The sequence below is a fragment of the Actinacidiphila rubida genome, assembly GCF_900110255.1.
In the GTDB taxonomy this organism is placed as follows: domain Bacteria; phylum Actinomycetota; class Actinomycetes; order Streptomycetales; family Streptomycetaceae; genus Actinacidiphila; species Actinacidiphila rubida.
The window spans coordinates 21,941-39,043 of sequence record NZ_FODD01000059.1; the positions used below are offsets into that span (position 1 = coordinate 21,941).

The following is a 17,103-nucleotide window of genomic DNA, read 5'->3' on the forward strand; positions in this document are numbered from 1 at the left end:
TCAGACCTCCGCATGGTCGGCGGGCTCGCGCAGGGCTTCCGCGATCGTGGTGAGCAGGTGGTGCAGTTCGTCGAGACATTCGCGGACGTCCGGTGGGGCGAGGTCGCTGTTGAGGGCGCGGGCGATCTGGTTGACGTTGTTGCCCACCCGGCTGAGGGCGCGCAGGACCTGGGAGCGGAACATGTGCGTGCGGCGACGGTCCTCGGACAGCGGAAGGTTGGCGGTGAACCGGCCCGCGACGAACGCGAGGACGACGTCGGCCGCGAAACCGGATTCCCCTTTGTAGCCGTGCTCCGCAGCCGTTTCGCGTATGCGGAAGTGTTCGTCGGGAGTGAAGCGCAACGGGCCGACGCGGACGGCGCGCTTGTCACCGGTGAAGCGGCGGATCGTGGGCTGCACGCCTTGCGCGGCGGGTTCAGCGGGCGCAGGTGTGAGGACGGCTCGTTGGGTGGCGTGGAGCGTGTCCGGGTCGGGCGCAGCCCCGACCTCCCGGCCCTGCGCGCCCTCGCGCTGGGCCGTCTCCGCCACCCCTGGGACGGAGATCCCCCGAGACCGGCCGCGAGTCGGACTCGGGGTACTACTGGCTCCGCCAGGGGCCGGTTTTCCGAACGCGCGCCGCAACAGGCCATTCAGCTTATGGGACTTCGTCTGCTCTGTGAGCCCGTCGGGCGTGGTCTCTGCGGGGCGCGGGAGGTACGTCATGGCTGGTGCTCCGGAAGGTGGGGGCGGGATGGGCGTAACACCTCGACGGCGGCCGTGGGGCCGGGTGTGGGGAGCGTCACGTCCGGCTGGCTCGCGCCGGTGCCGCGGGTGTGTGAGCGGTGAATGGACCGGCATGATCGGAACGGTTCCGATCACCCCAGCTCTGTCCCGGGCGGTCAGGCATCGCCCTGTGCCGTGTCGAGTTCCGCCCTCAGGACGCCCATGGCCTGGGTGAGCCGTTGTCCGCCGACCTTGAGGCCCTTGTCGCGTATGGCTTGCTGGACGACGGCGCGGGAGAGGCGTCCGTGCTCGGCGACCGCTACCCGGCCGATCTCGACGAGTTCGTCGAGCGTGGCGTCCGCCGGGCGGCCTCCGCGAGGGGAGGGCTGCGGGTCTGCGGACTGCGTTTCTGCGCGGGGTGGTTCCGTCTGATGGGCGGATGTCGGTGTCGCGGTATCGCCGGGTTCGGTGACGAGCTGGTGGATCTGCCGCATCAGCACGCCGAAGGCCAGGAGGGCGGCGGTCGGTGGGACGGCGGCGACGACGTAGTCGAGGAGGGGGATTGCGGTTCCGTGCCGGGTTCCGCTCACCCCGGCGACGTTGAGCGCAATGGATCCGACCGATCCGGTTGCGGTGAGGGCGATGGCCCACCAGTCGGGGACCTTGCGCAGGCCGGCTCGGAGCATCAGCAGCTCGCCCGCGACGATGAACGCGTCGAGGGTCGCGGGCCAGGTCCACTGGCGCATCGGGGAGTTCTTCAGGCCGTGCTGTCCGGCGACCTGGGCGAGGTGCGCGTACGAGAGCCAGAAGCCGCTGGCGGTGAGGACGATGATGACGGTCCCGGCGGCGGCGAGCGCGTAGCGCTCGGCGGTGTGCTTGGTCATGCGGGGGTTCTCCATGGGTGATTTCGGGGTGATCACGGGGCCGAGGAGGGGGGCGTACACGCAAACCCCCTTCTAAAGGGGGGTTCGCGCGTGTACGCCTGGCGGCGTGTGCGCCGTGTACGGTCGCGTGATCGTCTGACCTGCGGTTTCGTCTGCGGCGTGGACGGGTGGGCACGCTTCGTGCGGCTCGGTCCGGTTGGGGCCGCGTGTACGCCCCCGTGTACGGTCCGGGCGCCGTGGTGGAGGTGCGGTCAGCCGACGGCGATGTGAAGGTTGGAGACCTGGTAGCGGGCCTGCTGGCCGCCTCCGGTGCCGCCTGCCGCGCCTTCGGTCTTCCTGGCGTGACCGCTCTTGACGAGGCGTTCCAGGTGCCTCCTGGCCTTCTCCACCGCGGACCGGTCCGGGTTGGCCTGGCCGCTGAGGACGGCGGCGAGGTCGCGAGTGGTGAGGCCGCCGGGGTGGGCGCGGAGGATGGCGACCGGGTCGAAGGTGGGCTCGATCGTGGTGGTGCCGCGTTCGTGGTCGTGGATGACCTGGAGGGGGCCGATCTCGCCGGTCGGGGTCTTGAGGTGGTGGATGGCGACGGCGGGGTCGCCGGCTTCTCCGGCGATGAACAGGACGCTGCCCGCGCCGGAGGTGATCCAGGTGGAGCCGTAGACGCGGTCGAGGGTGGGGCGCTGGCCGCGCGGGGCGTCGGCGGTGGCCTTGCGCTGGTGGTGGAGTTCCATGACCTCGACGCCGTTTCGCAGGGCGCGCATGCGGGCGTTGTGGAAGGCGACGGCGAGCGCGTCGTCGACCAGGGTGCTGACCGCGTCCTTGAGGCTGTCGATCACGATGGTGTCGGCCTGGTGGGCGGCGGCAAGGTCGGCGAGGAGGTCGGGCTCCTTGTCGAGGGTGGCGGGCAGCGGTCCCTGCCAGACGGCGAGCCGGTCGCGCAGGACCGCTTCGTGCTCGGGCGTGATGCGGCGGGCCATGGCGTGGGCGATCTGCTTGGGGCGGTCCATGGCCAGGTACAGCACCCGCTCGCTGGGGGAGACGGGCATGTTCAGGACGGTGCTCTGGAGGCCGAGGCGGGCGAGGACCACCTGGTGGGCCAGCGTCGTCTTGCCGACGCCGGGCGGCCCGACGATCATCAGGCTCTCGCCTGAGGACCAGGCGGTCTGCTCGCGGGTGCCCCACAGCGGGTCGGTGTCGGCGCCGGTCTCGGTGACGAACCGCCAGCCGTCGACCAGGTAGCGCGACAACCGGCCGCCGCCGGAGGCGAGTGCCCGATCGCGCTCGGTACGCAGCTCGGCCTCGGCGGCGCTTCGTATCGCGTCGGGATCGGCGCCGGGCTCGGTGGCCCATTGCACGGCGCGGATGCCGTTCTCCCGCAGGCGGCGCAGGTCGGCCTTGCGGCGGACGATCTCGGCGTAGTGCTCGGCGTTGGCGACGGTCGGCGGGGCGCTGGCCAGGACATGCAGATAGGGGGCGCCGCCGACCCGGCTCAGGTCGCCCCTGCCGAGGAGGTAGTCGGTGAGCACGATCGGGTCGGTGGGTGCGTCGTCGGCACGTAGGGCGAGGATCGCCCGGTAGATCGTCTCGTGCGCGGGCCGGTAGAAGTCCTCCGGCACCAGCAGCGCGCGCACCTCGTCCACGGCGCGGTGGTGGAACATGCACGCGCCGAGAACCGCCTGCTCAGCCACGAGGTCGTTGGGCGGCTCGTCTGCTGCAGGGGCCTCGGCCGGTGGACGAGATGGCGTATCCGGCCCCGGGGCCGTACGCTGGTTCACGGAAACTCCTCACCTGGCAGGCAGCGGGACGGCAATCCCAGCCAGCCGGTCTTGATCGTTCGTGGGTACGGGCGGTTGTTGAGGTTTCTGCTTCAGCCCCCGGTGTTCGTAGCGCCGGGGGCTTCTTCGTTCTCTCCTTCGCGTTCGCCCCTGTCCCCAGGGGGTCCCATGATCATACCCCATCCGTTCGATAATGACTAGCTTGCATTCCGCTTCCGAATGAGCTTTACTACTTGAGTCCCCGCCCGTGCCGTCGCCCGACGGCCCGAACCGAAGGAGGAGGACGCGATGACCGAGGAAGGAACAGCCCGCGCGGCCGGACCCGAACGTCCTCTACCGGAGGACTACGTCGCGCAGCGCATCAAGATGGAGCGGGAAGTCCGGGGCTGGAGCACCGTCACGCTCGCCGAGCGCATGACCGAGGCCGGCCACCCGGTCAACCAGTCCGCGATCTGGCGCATCGAGAGCGGCAAGCCCCGCCGTCGGGTCAACCTGGACGAGGCCCTCGGCTTCTGCAAGGTCTTCGACATCGCCCTCGACGAACTCACCGCCCCTCCGGGCCTCATCGCCAACCCGCATGTCCGCAGACTCGTCGGCGAGTACGTCGAGCAGTGGAAGCAGTGGCGCGCACTGGGCAAGTCCATGGATGCCGTCCAAGCTGAACTTCGCGCGTACACCGAGGCCCACCCCGACCAGGACGACATGGTCAAGGCCCTGCTCACGCACGAGATGGCCGTCGCCTCCAACGGCGAGTTCCGCCACCACCGGGGGGCTCCCCCCAAACTGCAGAGCTGGCTCCGCACCCCGGACGAGGGCACCGCCTCGTAACCCAACGGCTCAGTTTCCTGCCGGTGCTACGAACACCGGCGGATCAGCCATGCCCCACCGCATCACCAGCACAACCGCCCGTACCCCATGAACGATCACCACCGGCGAGGCCGGGGTTGCCGCCCCGACACCTCGCCAAGAGAGGTTTCCTCCTTGCGCTCCAACGACCTTCCGGTCGCCCAGATCGCCCTCCTGCTCGGCGTCCCCGAGCAGGACCTGCGCGCCCTCGTCGCTGCCCGCGACAGCTCCCCGGGCGACCCCACCCTTGTCGCCCTTACCGTCGTCGAAGCCGCCCGCCGCATCGGCATAGGCCGAACCAAGATGTACGAGTACGTCTCCTCCGGCCAGATCCCGTCCGTGAAGATCGGCAGCCTCCGCCGCATACCCGCCGAGGCACTTGCCGTCTTCGTCGCCCAGCAGAACGGCGACGCCTCCAACTTCACCACCGCGGCCTGAGGGGGACGGACATGACCAACGCCCGCCAGCCCAACGGCGCCTCCACCATCTACCAGGGGAAGGACGGCCGCTGGCACGGCCGCGTGTCCGTCGGTGTCAAGGACGACGGCACCCCCGACCGCCGCCACGTCTCCCGCAAGACCCGCGCCGAGGTCACCAAGCTCGTCCGCGAACTGGAGAAGCAGCGCGACGCCGGCACCGTCCGCAAGCCCGGCCAGGCCTGGACGGTCAAGACGTGGCTCACCCACTGGATCGAGAACATCGCCCCGATCAGCGTCACCGAGAACACCATCGCCGGGTACGAGGTCGCCGTCCGCGTCCACCTCGTACCCGGCCTGGGCGCCCACCGCCTCATCAAGCTGGAGCCGGAGCACCTGGAGCGCTTCTACAAGAAGATGCAGGACGCTGGCAGCAAGCCCGCAACCGCCCACCAGGCCCACCGCACCCTCCGGGTCGCGCTGGGCGAAGCCGTCCGTCGAGGCCACCTGACGGTGAACGTCGCCAAGATCGCCAAGGCGCCGCGTCTCGAAGAGGAGGAAATCGAGCCGTACTCCGTGGAGGAGGTCCAGCGCATCCTGCTGGCCGCAGGCAAGCGCCGGAACACCGCCCGCTGGGTCATCGCTCTGGCTCTCGGCCTCCGGCAGGGCGAAGTCCTCGGCCTCCAGTGGTCGGACGTCGACCTCGACGCAGGCGTCGTCCGCGTTCGCCGCGGGCGGCTCCGCCCGAAGTACACCCACGGCTGCGGCGGGGAGTGCGGCCGGAAGCCCGGCTACTGCCGCCAGCGCACCCAGGTCCGCCGCGAGACGAAGGACACCAAATCCCGCGCGGGCAAGCGCACGATCGGCCTCCCGGAGGAACTGGCGAAGCTCCTTCGCCAGCACCAGGAGTTCCAGGCCGAGGAACGCTCCGCGGCCCGCCAACTCTGGACGGAGAAGGGCTACGTCTTCACCTCACCGACCGGCGAGCCCCTCATCCCCAACACCGACTACCACCACTGGAAGGAGCTCCTCCAGGAAGCTGGCGTCCGCGACGCCCGCCTCCACGACGCCCGCCACACCGCCTCCACAGTCCTCCTGCTCCTCGGCGTCCCCGAGCGGATCGTCATGTCGATCATGGGCTGGTCCTCGGCGTCGATGGCGAAGCGGTACCAGCACGTGACCGATCCACTGCTCATGGAGACAGCCACAAAGGTGGGCGAAATCCTTTGGCGCAAGCCTGATCATGGGTTCGAGAGCTCCAGCTGAGACCAGATCACGTGGTGAGCCCTGACCGTTTCCGGCTGGGGCTCACCCGTCACAGCGCGTCAGCCGACGCGGACGTACGCTTGGTCACCCGAAAGGATGACTTCACGAGGCGATCGAAGAGTGCCGCCAGATGTGCTCTCAGGGCCGGCTGCAATCCTCCCAGGACGCGTGGCTTGTTACTGACCGAAGCCCTTCAGGAACTCCCATTCCCCTTGCGCGTCTTCGACATCTTGCTCTCCTACGAGGAGGTATTTCCAAGTCACATCGACGTCGGGCGAGGAATTCGCGGTGTTTGCCCACCGGCGAGCTGCCCTCCGCTTGGCGACTACCTCCTCGGAAGTCATGTCTCTGTCGGCCTTCGTCTCTACCAGCCAGCCGATGCGCTCTCCGTCGATCTCTTCGATGACAACGAAGTCGGGGTTGTATTCCCTTCCCTCCGAAGTCCATTTGATGGGCACATCGTTGACGTGCAGACGTGCCCACACGGCTACGCTCTTCCCGCTGTCGATTGCATTGGCCGCCTTGAACTCCGGAGCGGTGTCGAACCAGGCATGGCTGTAGAGATTCTTGCTCCATCCGTTGAACGCGATGGCCTTGTCGAATGAACCGTCGGCGTGGCCTGCCTTCCGACGCTTGCGCGTCACGCGTGTCTTACTGAGCGCGACGATCTCTACGTCATCGGCGTAGGAGACCTGGGCCTGAGTAGAGGCTCGGAGGGTTCTCGCAACCTCGGTGGCAAGGCGCTGGCCGCACCGGTCGATGAAGGCGGAAAGATGTTCGCTCGCCTTGTCGCCCATGGCCCCGATGAGATGGTCAACGATTCGCTGAGCAGCGCCGACCTCCAGTGGACGGTTCGGAACACCCTTGACGGACATGACGCGCTGGACCAAGGAATTCCGCGTAATCGCGAGAGGGATGTCGAGCGGCAGCGCGGAGACCACTATGTCAGCCGCTGTCTCGGTGCCCACTTCGACTTTGCGGCCATCGTGAGTCGCAACGATCTTGGTTCGCTTAAGCTCATCGGAATAGTCCGCGGTGAGGGTGCGGCCGAGCCGCTCGAACGGGCCGTCGTCGGTTATGTCATTCAGGCTGACCGTGACAAACTGAGGCACCGAGATCAGCAGGGGGATCAATACAGGAGGCCGGTCAGGCAGCGGGGCGTACTCAACGACGCCGGAATTATTCTTCGCGGCCTCTGCCGCCTCGCGCGTACGGGTCTCTACGTCCACGACGCCAGGCGTATTTGGGGCGGCCGGAGTCGAGGATTTCGTACCGGGCGAGGGCGAAATCTCCTGGGGACCTTGCCCGTTGCCCCCGCCGTCGCTGACACCTGCGGGTGCGTTCTCGCCGGGCAGACCGATAACATCCGCATCGCTCTCGACTGTCTTCTGGCGGACCACGGAGCTACCGTCGGCGAGTCGGCGGACTTCGGCGTAGGTGCCATAGTCGATGAACGCCTCGTTGAGGACCTTCCGCTTCTCGAGTAGTGCGCCGTACTTCTCGTGGGCCAAGATTTCGAGCGTGTCGAGGATCTCGACGTCCGTGTAGTCGCCGAATGGGAGACGCATACCGCGACCGAGGGTCTGCTCGGTCATGACCTCCGAAACCGACGCGCGCATGGACGCGATCACGTAGACGTTCTTGACGTCCCAGCCTTCCTTCAGCATGCCGACGCTGATGATGATGCGGATCGGCGAGTCGGGATCCTCGACGGCCTGGAGATCGGCCAATGCCTTCTCCTTGGCATCACCGGTCAGTTTCGAGTGGATCAGCAGTGTCTTCCCAACCCAGGAGCCGCCGTCGAAGGAGGCGGTGTCGAGCACGTTCTGAAACTCTTCGGCCTCTTCGATGTTCCGGGCGATGACCAACATCACGGGATTGACCCGGACCAGATCGTTCTCGTCGCAGTAGGCATCGGCGATCTGGCCCTTGTAGCGCAGCAGGTTGACACCGTCGAGCAGCTTCGTCTCGACGTCGGAGCGGTCGTCGCGGCGGGCCACCATCACAGGTGTCTTCACGAGCCTGTCAGCAATCGCGGCTGCCAACGGGTAACGGAACGCGACGAGAGACTCATCTGCTTTGACGGGGGTGGCGGTCATACCGACCACGAGCTGGGGCTTCAAGTCCCGGATTGTCCTGGAGAACGCCGGTCCTCGGTAGCAGTGATGTTCGTCCGCGAGGATCACGAGGTCATCGAGCTGCGCTAGATAGTCGAAGAAGGACGTGCCCAGATTCTCCAGGGGCACGTGCGTAGCGCGACCCTCGCCGGTAGGAGAGGTCAGTGCCTGAACGGTGAAGATGTAGAGCTTTGTGGTCGTCGGGTCATCGATCGCTGTCCTGGTTGCCGGAGTGTTGAAGTTGTCGGCCGTGATGACGTAGGGGGCGGATCGAAGCATGCGGCGCATCGACTTCGGGTTGCCGGCGGTGAAGTTGAGAACCGACTTGTCGCGGATTGTCCTTCCCGGTGCCAGCAGCAGGAAGTTCCGAGCCGGAGTCTCGGCCCCCGCCAGATACTCCATCAGGCCGGCCATGACGTAGGTCTTTCCAACGCCGGTCGCCGAATCCACGATGCACTCGTACGGCTCGGTCTTCTCCTGCACGTCGTAGTGGTCGGACGTGCGGAGCAAAACCGACTCGATCGCCTTACGGTTCGGCTCGCGCAGGGTGAGCCGGTGGGCGACCTGGTCAAGGAGCTCAGGCTGGAACTGCAACACGCCCATCAGGCGCTCTCCCTATCAGTTGCGGCGACAGCGGCAGCGGGCTCAGCCGAGTCGTCCGCGTCTCGGGGCGACGGCATGGAACGCCCTGCGCCGAACGGCGACTTGCGAGCCGACTTGCGACGGTAGTTGTCGAGGACCTTATCGGGGATCAGTTCGAGCCGAGAGCCGCTGCGGGCCTGCTTCAGGGCCTCGACCGCGCCATCCTGGATCTGTGTCGCCCAGACTTCGACCATCTCGCCCTCAGCGAGCCTGTCGACGATGGAGGCGATCGTGCCCGGGCCGACCATGCCGTCGATGACGACGTACCTTGCGCGGCCCTGCTTGCCTGCGAAAATTCCGTCCGGTTCGTAAGCCACGGACAGCTGGGCGCACATGGCTTCTGCCAGGGCGCCCTGAGTGGCCCAGTCGGCCAGGAGGACCATCCCTGCCATCTCGACGAACATGGACTCACCGACCTGGAGGTGTGTGAAGCTTCCGCCGCCGTGCCAGTTGTCCGTTGTGACGTTCTTGGTCTTGGTGGCTGCCTTGAGAGCCCTGATCGTGGCGGCGTCGAGATCCTCATCGGCTGCCTTGGTGACCTTGGTGAGTAGCCGGTTGAACTCCTGAGCCTCCTCAGGGGTCATCCCGGTGGGCAGATCGCGCTCTTCGCCCTCGTCTTCGCCAACGGCTGAGACTCGCTCGGTAATGGTGGTGATGCCCCCGGGGTCTTGTCCGTTGACTACCTTGGTGAGCCGGGGCAGCGTGTATCGGGCCACGGTTTCGGGCAGAAGCTCGCTGGTAACCCAACGGCGCCCCATCTTGTGGGCAACAGCTGCGGTGGTGCCCGATCCTGCGAAGCAATCCAGGACGATGTCGCCGGGGTTCGACGCGATATGGATGACGCGGGCCAGCAGACGCTCCGGCTTTGGCGTCGCGAACGGATGCTCGTCGGGGAAGAGAGCCTTGATCTCGATCTTCCCGCGAAGATTTCCTCCTACCTCGCTGCCCAGCCAGAGAGTCTCGGGCACGCGTCCGTTGTCCTCGAGGTGCTTCTTACGCTGGATGCGTTCCCGGAGCCCGAGCATGACGATGTCGGGCCAGTGGCCAGCGTCGTAGCGTGTGCGGGCATGCTTGGCGGCTTCCTCGACAGACACGGACAGCATGATCGCCGGTACACCGGCCTTGACCATTCCCGGCGTGGTACCACAGATGCGTGCGCGCTCAGCTTCGTCACCGATGTCACGCAGCTCGTAAGGCGCGTACTCCGACATCTGCTCCAGCATCCATGACTGCGCCTTGCCCCAGCAGCGGCCTGCTGTCGGATACATCAGGCCCCCTGTGACGGGGTGCTGGATGGCATAGACCATCGGGTGGTTCGTCGCTGCCTTGCCCGCGGTCGCATCTCCGTCACGCCACGGGATGGGGTCTCCATCGCGTTGCTGGTAGCGGCTCGTGTTCGAGGCGGCGAGCCTAGGCATCCTGTTGGGGACCCAGGACTCGGACTTGCGGTAAACGAGGATCGTGTCCTGCGAAGTCGACAAGAGCCTGGTGTCGTTCCGAGGCGAGTCCGCCTTCTGCCAGGCGACCTCGGCGACGAAGTTGTTCTCCCCGAGCTCCTCGTCGAGGACGACACGGCACCGGTGCGACTCCATGTGATCGAGATGCACCCACACCGATGCGTCGTCCGCCAGTAGTGGCCTGATCTGGCGAATCCGGTCTCGGAGGAGTGTGAGCCAGATCGAATGCGTGATGTTGTCTTCGTAGTGGGTGAACGCCTGGCCGGTGTTGAAGGGCGGGTCGATGTAGACGAGCTTGACCTTTCCGGCGTACTTCTCGGAGTAAGCCGGGATCTTGGCGAGCGCGTCCAGTGCGTGCATCGCGTCGCCCGTGATCAAGAGGTTGTCGCTAGTCGGCTGAGGCAACTCCGCAGGGCGGCTCTCAGGCGTCGGCGCCTCGACTCGGCCTACCTCGTGGAGGAGCCGAACCTCGGAGACCCGGTAGTCGGTCGGATCGACGAAGGTGTAGTCGTACTTGCCGTCCCCGGTCGACAGGAGCGTCTTGTCCTTGTCGGTCCAGGTCAGTTCTAGACGGCCCTGGTGTCGGGGCGTCGAGTTCGAGGCCATGCGGCGATCCCTTGCGGTATGGAGATGACGTTGCCCATATTGTCGGAGCCCCGGCGGAAACGACGGCAAACCACAACACTGACCAGGTCTTACGTGCGCCTCGAGTGGTCCTTCCTGGCTGCCCGTGGCAAGGCAACTGAGACCAAAACTGAGACCACACGACGACGAGGGCCCCGGCCGCTGAGCGGTCGGGGCCCTCGTCTGCCCTGGTGGGCAGCTGCGGAGGATACGAGATTCGAACTCGTGAGGGGTTGCCCCCAACACGCTTTCCAAGCGTGCGCCCTAGGCCTCTAGGCGAATCCTCCGTGGGGAACAGTACAAGACCGAGGGGGGTGGTTGCGAACTCGATCCCGGGCGGGGCGATCGGGTAAGGTTGGGCTCAGCCCCTCACGTGGCGCTATCTCGCTGAACTCCCCCAGGGCCGGAAGGCAGCAAGGGTAGGTGGGCTCTGGCGGGTACGTGGGGGGTCTTTGCATGCCCGGGGACAGCCCGGAGCGGTCGGGGGACGGTTCGCGGGCGGGCCGGGGGACGGCTCGTGGTGGGGGCGGGGTCCGGGAGTGGCCGTGGGTGGGGCGCGATGTCGGTGGGCGCGGATAGGCTCGTAGGCGTGTCACTCGCCCTGTACCGCCGCTACCGACCCGAGACCTTCGCCGAGGTCATCGGGCAGGAGCACGTCACGGACCCGCTGCAGCAGGCGCTGCGGAACAACCGGGTCAACCACGCGTACCTGTTCAGCGGGCCGCGCGGCTGCGGGAAGACGACCAGCGCCCGGATCCTCGCCCGCTGCCTGAACTGCGAGCAGGGGCCGACGCCCACGCCGTGCGGCGAGTGCCGGTCCTGCCTCGACCTGGCCAGGAACGGGCCGGGGTCGATCGACGTGATCGAGATCGACGCGGCCTCCCACGGTGGCGTGGACGACGCCCGTGACCTGCGGGAGAAGGCGTTCTTCGGGCCCGCGGGCAGCCGCTACAAGATCTACATCATCGACGAGGCGCACATGGTCACCTCGGCGGGCTTCAACGCCCTGCTGAAGGTGGTCGAGGAGCCGCCGGAGCATCTGAAGTTCATCTTCGCGACGACCGAGCCCGAGAAGGTCATCGGCACGATCCGGTCGCGGACCCACCACTACCCGTTCCGCCTGGTGCCCCCGGGCACGCTCCGCGACCACCTCTCCGAGGTGTGCGAGCGCGAGCAGATCCGGGTCGAGGACGGCGTGTACCCCATGGTCGTGCGCGCCGGCGCGGGCTCCGTGCGTGACTCGATGTCGGTGATGGACCAGCTGCTGGCCGGCGCCGGCAGCGACGGTGTGACGTACGCCATGGCCACCGCCCTGCTCGGATACACCGACGCCGCACTGCTCGACGACGTGGTGGACGCGTTCGCGGCCGGTGACGGCGCGGCGGTCTTCGAGATCGTGGACCGCGTGATCGAGGGCGGCCACGACCCGCGCCGCTTCGTCGCGGACCTGCTGGAGCGCCTGCGGGACCTCGTGATCCTCGCGGCCGTGCCGGACGCGGCGGACAAGGGCCTGATCGACGCGCCGAGCGACGTCCTGGAGCGGATGCGGGCCCAGGCGTCGGTGTTCGGCGCCGCCGAACTGAGCCGCGCCGCCGACCTGGTCAACGCCGGGCTGACGGAGATGCGCGGCGCCACCTCGCCCCGGCTGCAGCTGGAGCTGATCTGCGCGCGCGTGCTGCTGCCGGCCGCGTACGAGGACGAGCGGTCGCTGCAGGCGCGGCTGGACCGGCTGGAACGCGGTGTCGGCGCGGCGGGCTTCGCCCCGGCGGGCGCGACCCCGGCCGCAGGTCCTGGCGGGTCCGCGGCGGCTCGCGCCGCGATGGGCCGACCGGTGCCCGAGCCCGTTCACGCGCCTCCGGCCCCGCCGGCACAAGCTGCCCCTGAACCCGCCCCGGCCCCGCCGGCCGTCGCGCAGCCCGCGGCGGCTCCCGCGTACGCACCGCCGGCCGCTGCCGAACCCGACGCGGCTGCTCCGTCCGCCCCTTCCGGTCCGTCCGCCCCGTCGGGCCCGCCCGCGGAGGAGCCGCAGGGTGCCCGCCCGGGCGCCTGGCCGACCGCGTCCGGGAGCGGCGCGGCCGCACCCCCGGCACCCCCTGCCGAACCCGCCGCGTCGCGCCCCGGCGCGTGGCCGACCGCCGCGACTCCCGGCGCCCCGGCCCCGCAGGCCCAGGCCCAGGCCCAGGCGCAACCGCAGGCGCAGACCGCCGCCCGTCCTGCCGCCGCGCCCCCCGCGCAGGTCCAAGCCCCGGCGCAGTCGCAACCCCAGTCACCACCGCAACCCCAGGCGCAGTCCCGGCCCGCTCCGGCGGCCCCGCAGGCGTCCGCCCCCGTCGGCGACCCCTCGCGGGTGCGCCAGTTGTGGCCGCAGATCCTGGAGGCCGTCAAGCACCGCCGCCTGACCTGGATGCTGCTGCTGAACAACGCCCGCATCGTCGGCTTCGACGGCGAGACGCTGCAGATCGGCTTCGACAATCCGGGCGCCCGCAACAGCTTCGCCAACGGCGACAGCGAGGACGTCCTCAAGCAGGCGATCACCTCGGTCGCGGGCACGTCGTGGCGGATCGAGACCCTCGTCGACCCCGGTGGCGGTGGCGGTGGCGGAGGTGGCGGCTTCGGCGGAGGTGGCGGCGCCCCGCGCCCTCCGGCCCCGCAGCAGCCGTCCGGCGCCCAGGCCGCGTACGACCGCGGCGGTGCGCCCGGCCCGGCGGGCCCCGCGCACGGCAGCGGACCTGGCCACGCCGACGGCAACGGCCACGGGCCGGGCCAGGGCGGCGGCCCGTCCGCAGCCCCGGCGTCCGCGGCCGCCACCGCCGCGGCGACGGCCGCGCGCGCCCGGGCGGCCGGCGGTTCCGGAGGCCCGACCGGCCCCCGCGCCGCGGAGCAGCACGCGCCGGCGCCCCCGCCCGAGGAGCCTCCGCCGCTCGAGGACGACATCCCCGAGGACGACGACCCGGATCTGGTCGACTCCGCACTGAGTGGTCACGACCTGTTCATCCGCGAGTTGGGTGCCACCGTGATCGAGGAGATCGATCACGGCTGACCCCCGCCGACCTGCGGTTTCGCGCCGGTGGCGGAGGCGTCGCCCGCGCGCTGGGGGAGCGCGGCCGTTCGGGTGAGGCGCCGGGGTACTCCTGAGGGATGCCACGGCGCGCCGATCCTCCGTCCGGCGTAGAGCGCTGGGCCGTACGAGCACGTAGGCTCGCTCTGTCACGAAGAACACGCAGGACCGGCAGAAGCCCCGGTGGCTGAAGCACCTGAAGAACGCGCAGTACCGCATCACCGCAGGACCCGCATCACCGCAGGAACCCGCATCACCGCAGGAACCCGCAGGACAACGAGTGACCCGCAGGACCCGATGTACCCGAAGCAACAGCACGGCACAGGCAGGAGCTATCCGTGATCCCCGGTGGTCAGCCGAACATGCAGGCGCTGCTCCAGCAGGCGCAGAAGATGCAGCAGGACCTCGCCGCGGCCCAGCAGGAGCTGGCCGAGACGGAGGTGGACGGCTCGGCGGGCGGCGGGCTGGTGAAGGCGACGGTGACCGGCGCCGGTGAGCTGCGGTCCCTGGTGATCGACCCGAAGGCGGTCGACCCGGAGGACACCGAGACCCTCGCCGACCTCGTGGTGGCCGCCGTGCACAACGCGAACGAGGCCGCGCAGCAGCTCCAGCAGACCAAGCTCGGCCCGCTCACCCAGGGACTGGGCGGCATGCCCGGCCTCGGTTTCTGACCCCCACCCCCACGAGGAAGGCGCGTCGGCGTGTACGAAGGCGTGGTCCAGGACCTGATCGACGAGCTGGGCAGGCTGCCCGGCGTGGGTCCCAAGAGCGCGCAGCGGATCGCCTTCCACATCCTGCAGGCCGATCCGGCGGACGTGCGCAGGCTCACGCACGTGCTCTCCGAGGTCAAGGCGAAGGTGCGGTTCTGCTCGGTGTGCGGGAACGTCGCGCAGGACGAGCAGTGCCGGGTGTGCCGCGATCCGCGGCGCGACCTGGCGGTGATCTGCGTGGTCGAGGAGCCCAAGGACGTGGTGGCGATCGAGCGCACCCGCGAGTTCCGGGGCCGCTACCACGTGCTGGGGGGCGCGATCAGCCCGATCGAGGGCGTCGGACCCGACGACCTGCGGATCAGGGAACTGCTCGCGCGGCTCGCGGACGGCACCGTCACCGAGCTGATCCTGGCGACTGACCCCAATCTGGAGGGTGAGGCCACCGCCACGTACCTCGCCCGGATGGTGAAACCGATGGGCCTGCGCGTGACCCGGCTGGCCAGCGGGCTGCCCGTGGGCGGCGACTTGGAGTACGCGGACGAGGTCACGCTGGGGCGGGCCTTCGAAGGGAGGCGGTTGCTGGATGTCTGAGACCGTGGTGAACAGGAAGCAGGGCGGGTCCGGGACCGCCGCCGCCGCGCAGGCACGGGCCCAGGCCCGGGCGGCGTCGGGCACGTCGGCGTCCGCGCCGGAGGTGCCGCAGGAGCCGGACGAGTTCGCGGTGCAGATCGGCGACCAGATCGAGAGCTTCATCCTCTCGGTCCGCGAGGTGGCCAAGGGCGACGACCCGGACAGTGCGGTCCCGTACCTGCTGCTGGAGGTCTCGCAGCTGCTGCTGGCCGGCGGGCGGCTCGGTGCGCACGAGGACTTCGTGCCGGACGAGCGCTACGAGCCGGACGTCGGCCCGGAGCCGGACGAGGACAGCCTGCGGCAGCAGCTCGCGTCGCTGCTGGAGCCGATCGACGTCTACTCCGAGGTGTTCGACCCGTACGTGCCGCGGTCCACGCCGGTGGCGTGCCGGATCTCGGACGACATGGCGGACGTGGTGGCCGACCTGACGCACGGGCTGGCGCACTTCCGGGCGGGCCGGATCTCCGAGGCGCTGTGGTGGTGGCAGTTCTCGTACCTGTCGAACTGGGGGCCGACGGCGAGCGCGTCGCTGCGGGCGCTGCAGTCGCTGGTGGCGCACGTGCGGCTGGACAGCCCGCTGGACGCGCTGGACGGCCTGGACACCGGCAACGACGCGGACGACGAGGAGCAGCTGGCCCGCGAGGCGGGCCGGGTCATGGAGGCCGAGCTCGGCACGATGGGCCTGCGGCGCGGCCGCCGGTAGCCGGTGAGCCGGGGATGATCACGTGGTGAACGCTTCGTCTCACCATGCGATACGTGCCGGGCGTCTCGCCCCCGCTCGTTAAACTGGGCTGATCGCATTCCCCCCTGAGCGAGGAGCGCACGTGGGCCTTGTCGTGCAGAAGTACGGCGGCTCCTCCGTCGCCGATGCCGACGGCATCAAGCGGGTCGCCCGCAGGATCGTCGACACCAAGACGGCCGGCCACCAGGTCGTCGTCGTGGTGTCCGCGATGGGCGACACGACGGACGAGCTCATCGATCTCGCGGAGCAGGTGTCGCCGATTCCGGCGGGCCGCGAGTTCGACATGCTGCTGACCGCTGGAGAGCGGATCTCCATGGCGCTGCTGGCGATGGCGATCAAAAGCCTCGGCCACGAGGCGCAGTCGTTCACGGGCAGCCAGGCCGGCGTGATCACCGACTCGGTGCACAACAAGGCGCGGATCATCGACGTCACGCCGGGCCGCATCCGCACCGCGCTCGACGAGGGCAACATCGCGATCGTCGCCGGCTTCCAGGGTGTGTCCCAGGACAAGAAGGACATCACCACGCTGGGGCGGGGCGGCTCGGACACCACGGCGGTGGCGCTGGCCGCGGCCCTGGACGCCGAGGTCTGCGAGATCTACACCGACGTCGACGGGGTGTTCACCGCCGACCCGCGGGTGGTCAAGAAGGCCCGCAAGATGGACTGGATCGCCTTCGAGGACATGCTGGAGCTGGCCAGCTCCGGGTCGAAGGTCCTGCTGCACCGGTGCGTGGAGTACGCGCGCCGCTACAACATCCCGATCCACGTCCGGTCCTCGTTCTCCGGACTTCCGGGCACCTGGGTCAGCAACGAACCACCTCAAGGAGACAGGCCGATGGAGCAGGCGATCATCTCGGGTGTCTCGCACGACACCTCGGAGGCCAAGATCACGGTCGTCGGGGTGCCGGACAAGCCGGGCGAGGCGGCGACGATCTTCCGTGCCATCGCGGACGCCGAGATCAACATCGACATGGTCGTGCAGAACGTGTCCGCCGCGGCCACCGGGCTGACCGACATCTCCTTCACGCTGCCCAAGACCGAGGGCCACAAGGCGATGGAGGCGCTGACCAGGGCGCAGGCCGTGATCGCCTTCGACTCGCTGCGCTACGACGACCAGATCGGCAAGATCTCGCTGGTCGGCGCCGGGATGAAGACCAACCCCGGGGTCACCGCGACGTTCTTCGAGGCGCTGTCCAACGCCGGGGTCAACATCGAGCTGATCTCGACCTCCGAGATC

General features: G+C 68.9%; 13 protein-coding genes, 1 tRNA gene and 1 other RNA gene. 9 read left to right on the plus strand and 6 right to left on the minus strand.

Going from position 1 to position 17,103, the window contains the following annotated elements:
- From BMW99_RS35565 to BMW99_RS35575, 3 genes are all read right to left on the minus strand, one after another.
- Positions 1 to 528 carry a MobC family plasmid mobilization relaxosome protein gene (locus tag BMW99_RS35565; RefSeq protein WP_069466683.1) on the minus strand — a complete coding sequence of 176 codons (528 nt, stop codon included), beginning with the start codon at positions 526 to 528 and terminating at the stop codon, positions 1 to 3.
- 350 nt (positions 529 to 878) lie between these two features.
- The gene (locus BMW99_RS35570; RefSeq protein ID WP_069464268.1) at positions 879 to 1,586 is read right to left on the minus strand and encodes a DUF2637 domain-containing protein; all 708 of its coding nucleotides are present in this window, start codon (positions 1,584 to 1,586) and stop codon (positions 879 to 881) included.
- Between the two features lie 251 nt (positions 1,587 to 1,837).
- Positions 1,838 to 3,358 (minus strand): DnaB-like helicase N-terminal domain-containing protein, encoded by a 1,521-nt coding sequence (locus BMW99_RS35575; protein WP_069464269.1) that lies wholly within the window; start codon positions 3,356 to 3,358, stop codon positions 1,838 to 1,840.
- Positions 3,359 to 3,646: 288 nt separating this feature from the next.
- On the opposite strand from BMW99_RS35575, the gene BMW99_RS35580 reads away from it, so the two are divergent.
- The 3 genes from BMW99_RS35580 (at position 3,647) to BMW99_RS35590 (ending at position 5,886) form a co-directional block, all read left to right on the plus strand.
- Positions 3,647 to 4,186 carry a helix-turn-helix transcriptional regulator gene (locus tag BMW99_RS35580; RefSeq protein WP_069464270.1) on the plus strand — a complete coding sequence of 180 codons (540 nt, stop codon included), beginning with the start codon at positions 3,647 to 3,649 and terminating at the stop codon, positions 4,184 to 4,186.
- A gap of 153 nt (positions 4,187 to 4,339) precedes the next feature.
- Positions 4,340 to 4,642 carry a helix-turn-helix domain-containing protein gene (locus BMW99_RS35585; RefSeq protein ID WP_069464271.1) on the plus strand — a complete coding sequence of 101 codons (303 nt, stop codon included), beginning with the start codon at positions 4,340 to 4,342 and terminating at the stop codon, positions 4,640 to 4,642.
- Between the two features lie 11 nt (positions 4,643 to 4,653).
- Positions 4,654 to 5,886: a tyrosine-type recombinase/integrase gene (locus BMW99_RS35590; protein WP_069464272.1), complete on the plus strand. Its 1,233-nt coding sequence runs from the start codon at positions 4,654 to 4,656 to the stop codon at positions 5,884 to 5,886.
- Positions 5,887 to 6,062: 176 nt separating this feature from the next.
- Here BMW99_RS35590 and BMW99_RS35595 read toward each other — a convergent pair whose 3' ends face one another.
- The 3 genes from BMW99_RS35595 to BMW99_RS35605 all read right to left on the minus strand — a co-directional run bounded on the left by BMW99_RS35595 (position 6,063) and on the right by BMW99_RS35605 (position 11,013).
- Positions 6,063 to 8,606, minus strand: coding sequence for a DEAD/DEAH box helicase family protein (locus BMW99_RS35595; RefSeq protein ID WP_069464273.1), 2,544 nt, complete (start codon positions 8,604 to 8,606; stop codon positions 6,063 to 6,065).
- Positions 8,606 to 10,708 (minus strand): site-specific DNA-methyltransferase, encoded by a 2,103-nt coding sequence (locus BMW99_RS35600; RefSeq protein ID WP_069464274.1) that lies wholly within the window; start codon positions 10,706 to 10,708, stop codon positions 8,606 to 8,608. Before BMW99_RS35600 ends, BMW99_RS35595 begins: the two co-directional genes overlap by 1 nt.
- A 220-nt stretch (positions 10,709 to 10,928) precedes the next feature.
- Positions 10,929 to 11,013: transfer RNA gene (locus BMW99_RS35605), tRNA-Ser, on the minus strand.
- Positions 11,014 to 11,086: 73 nt separating this feature from the next.
- Between BMW99_RS35605 and ffs the strand changes: the two genes are divergently transcribed.
- The 6 genes from ffs to BMW99_RS35635 all read left to right on the plus strand — a co-directional run.
- Positions 11,087 to 11,183, plus strand: an RNA gene (gene ffs, locus BMW99_RS35610) — signal recognition particle sRNA small type.
- A gap of 132 nt (positions 11,184 to 11,315) precedes the next feature.
- Positions 11,316 to 13,766, plus strand: coding sequence for a DNA polymerase III subunit gamma and tau (locus BMW99_RS35615; RefSeq protein ID WP_075018233.1), 2,451 nt, complete (start codon positions 11,316 to 11,318; stop codon positions 13,764 to 13,766).
- A gap of 356 nt (positions 13,767 to 14,122) precedes the next feature.
- The gene (locus BMW99_RS35620; RefSeq protein WP_075018234.1) at positions 14,123 to 14,455 is read left to right on the plus strand and encodes a YbaB/EbfC family nucleoid-associated protein; all 333 of its coding nucleotides are present in this window, start codon (positions 14,123 to 14,125) and stop codon (positions 14,453 to 14,455) included.
- Between the two features lie 30 nt (positions 14,456 to 14,485).
- Positions 14,486 to 15,085, plus strand: coding sequence for a recombination mediator RecR (gene recR / locus BMW99_RS35625; protein WP_069464651.1), 600 nt, complete (start codon positions 14,486 to 14,488; stop codon positions 15,083 to 15,085).
- Positions 15,078 to 15,827, plus strand: a complete 750-nt coding sequence (locus BMW99_RS35630; RefSeq protein ID WP_079138601.1) for a DUF5063 domain-containing protein — start codon at positions 15,078 to 15,080, stop codon at positions 15,825 to 15,827. The genes recR and BMW99_RS35630 overlap by 8 nt, the downstream gene beginning before the upstream one ends.
- A gap of 121 nt (positions 15,828 to 15,948) precedes the next feature.
- A partial coding sequence (locus BMW99_RS35635; RefSeq protein WP_075018235.1) for an aspartate kinase occupies positions 15,949 to 17,103 on the plus strand: 1,155 nt, incomplete at its 3' end.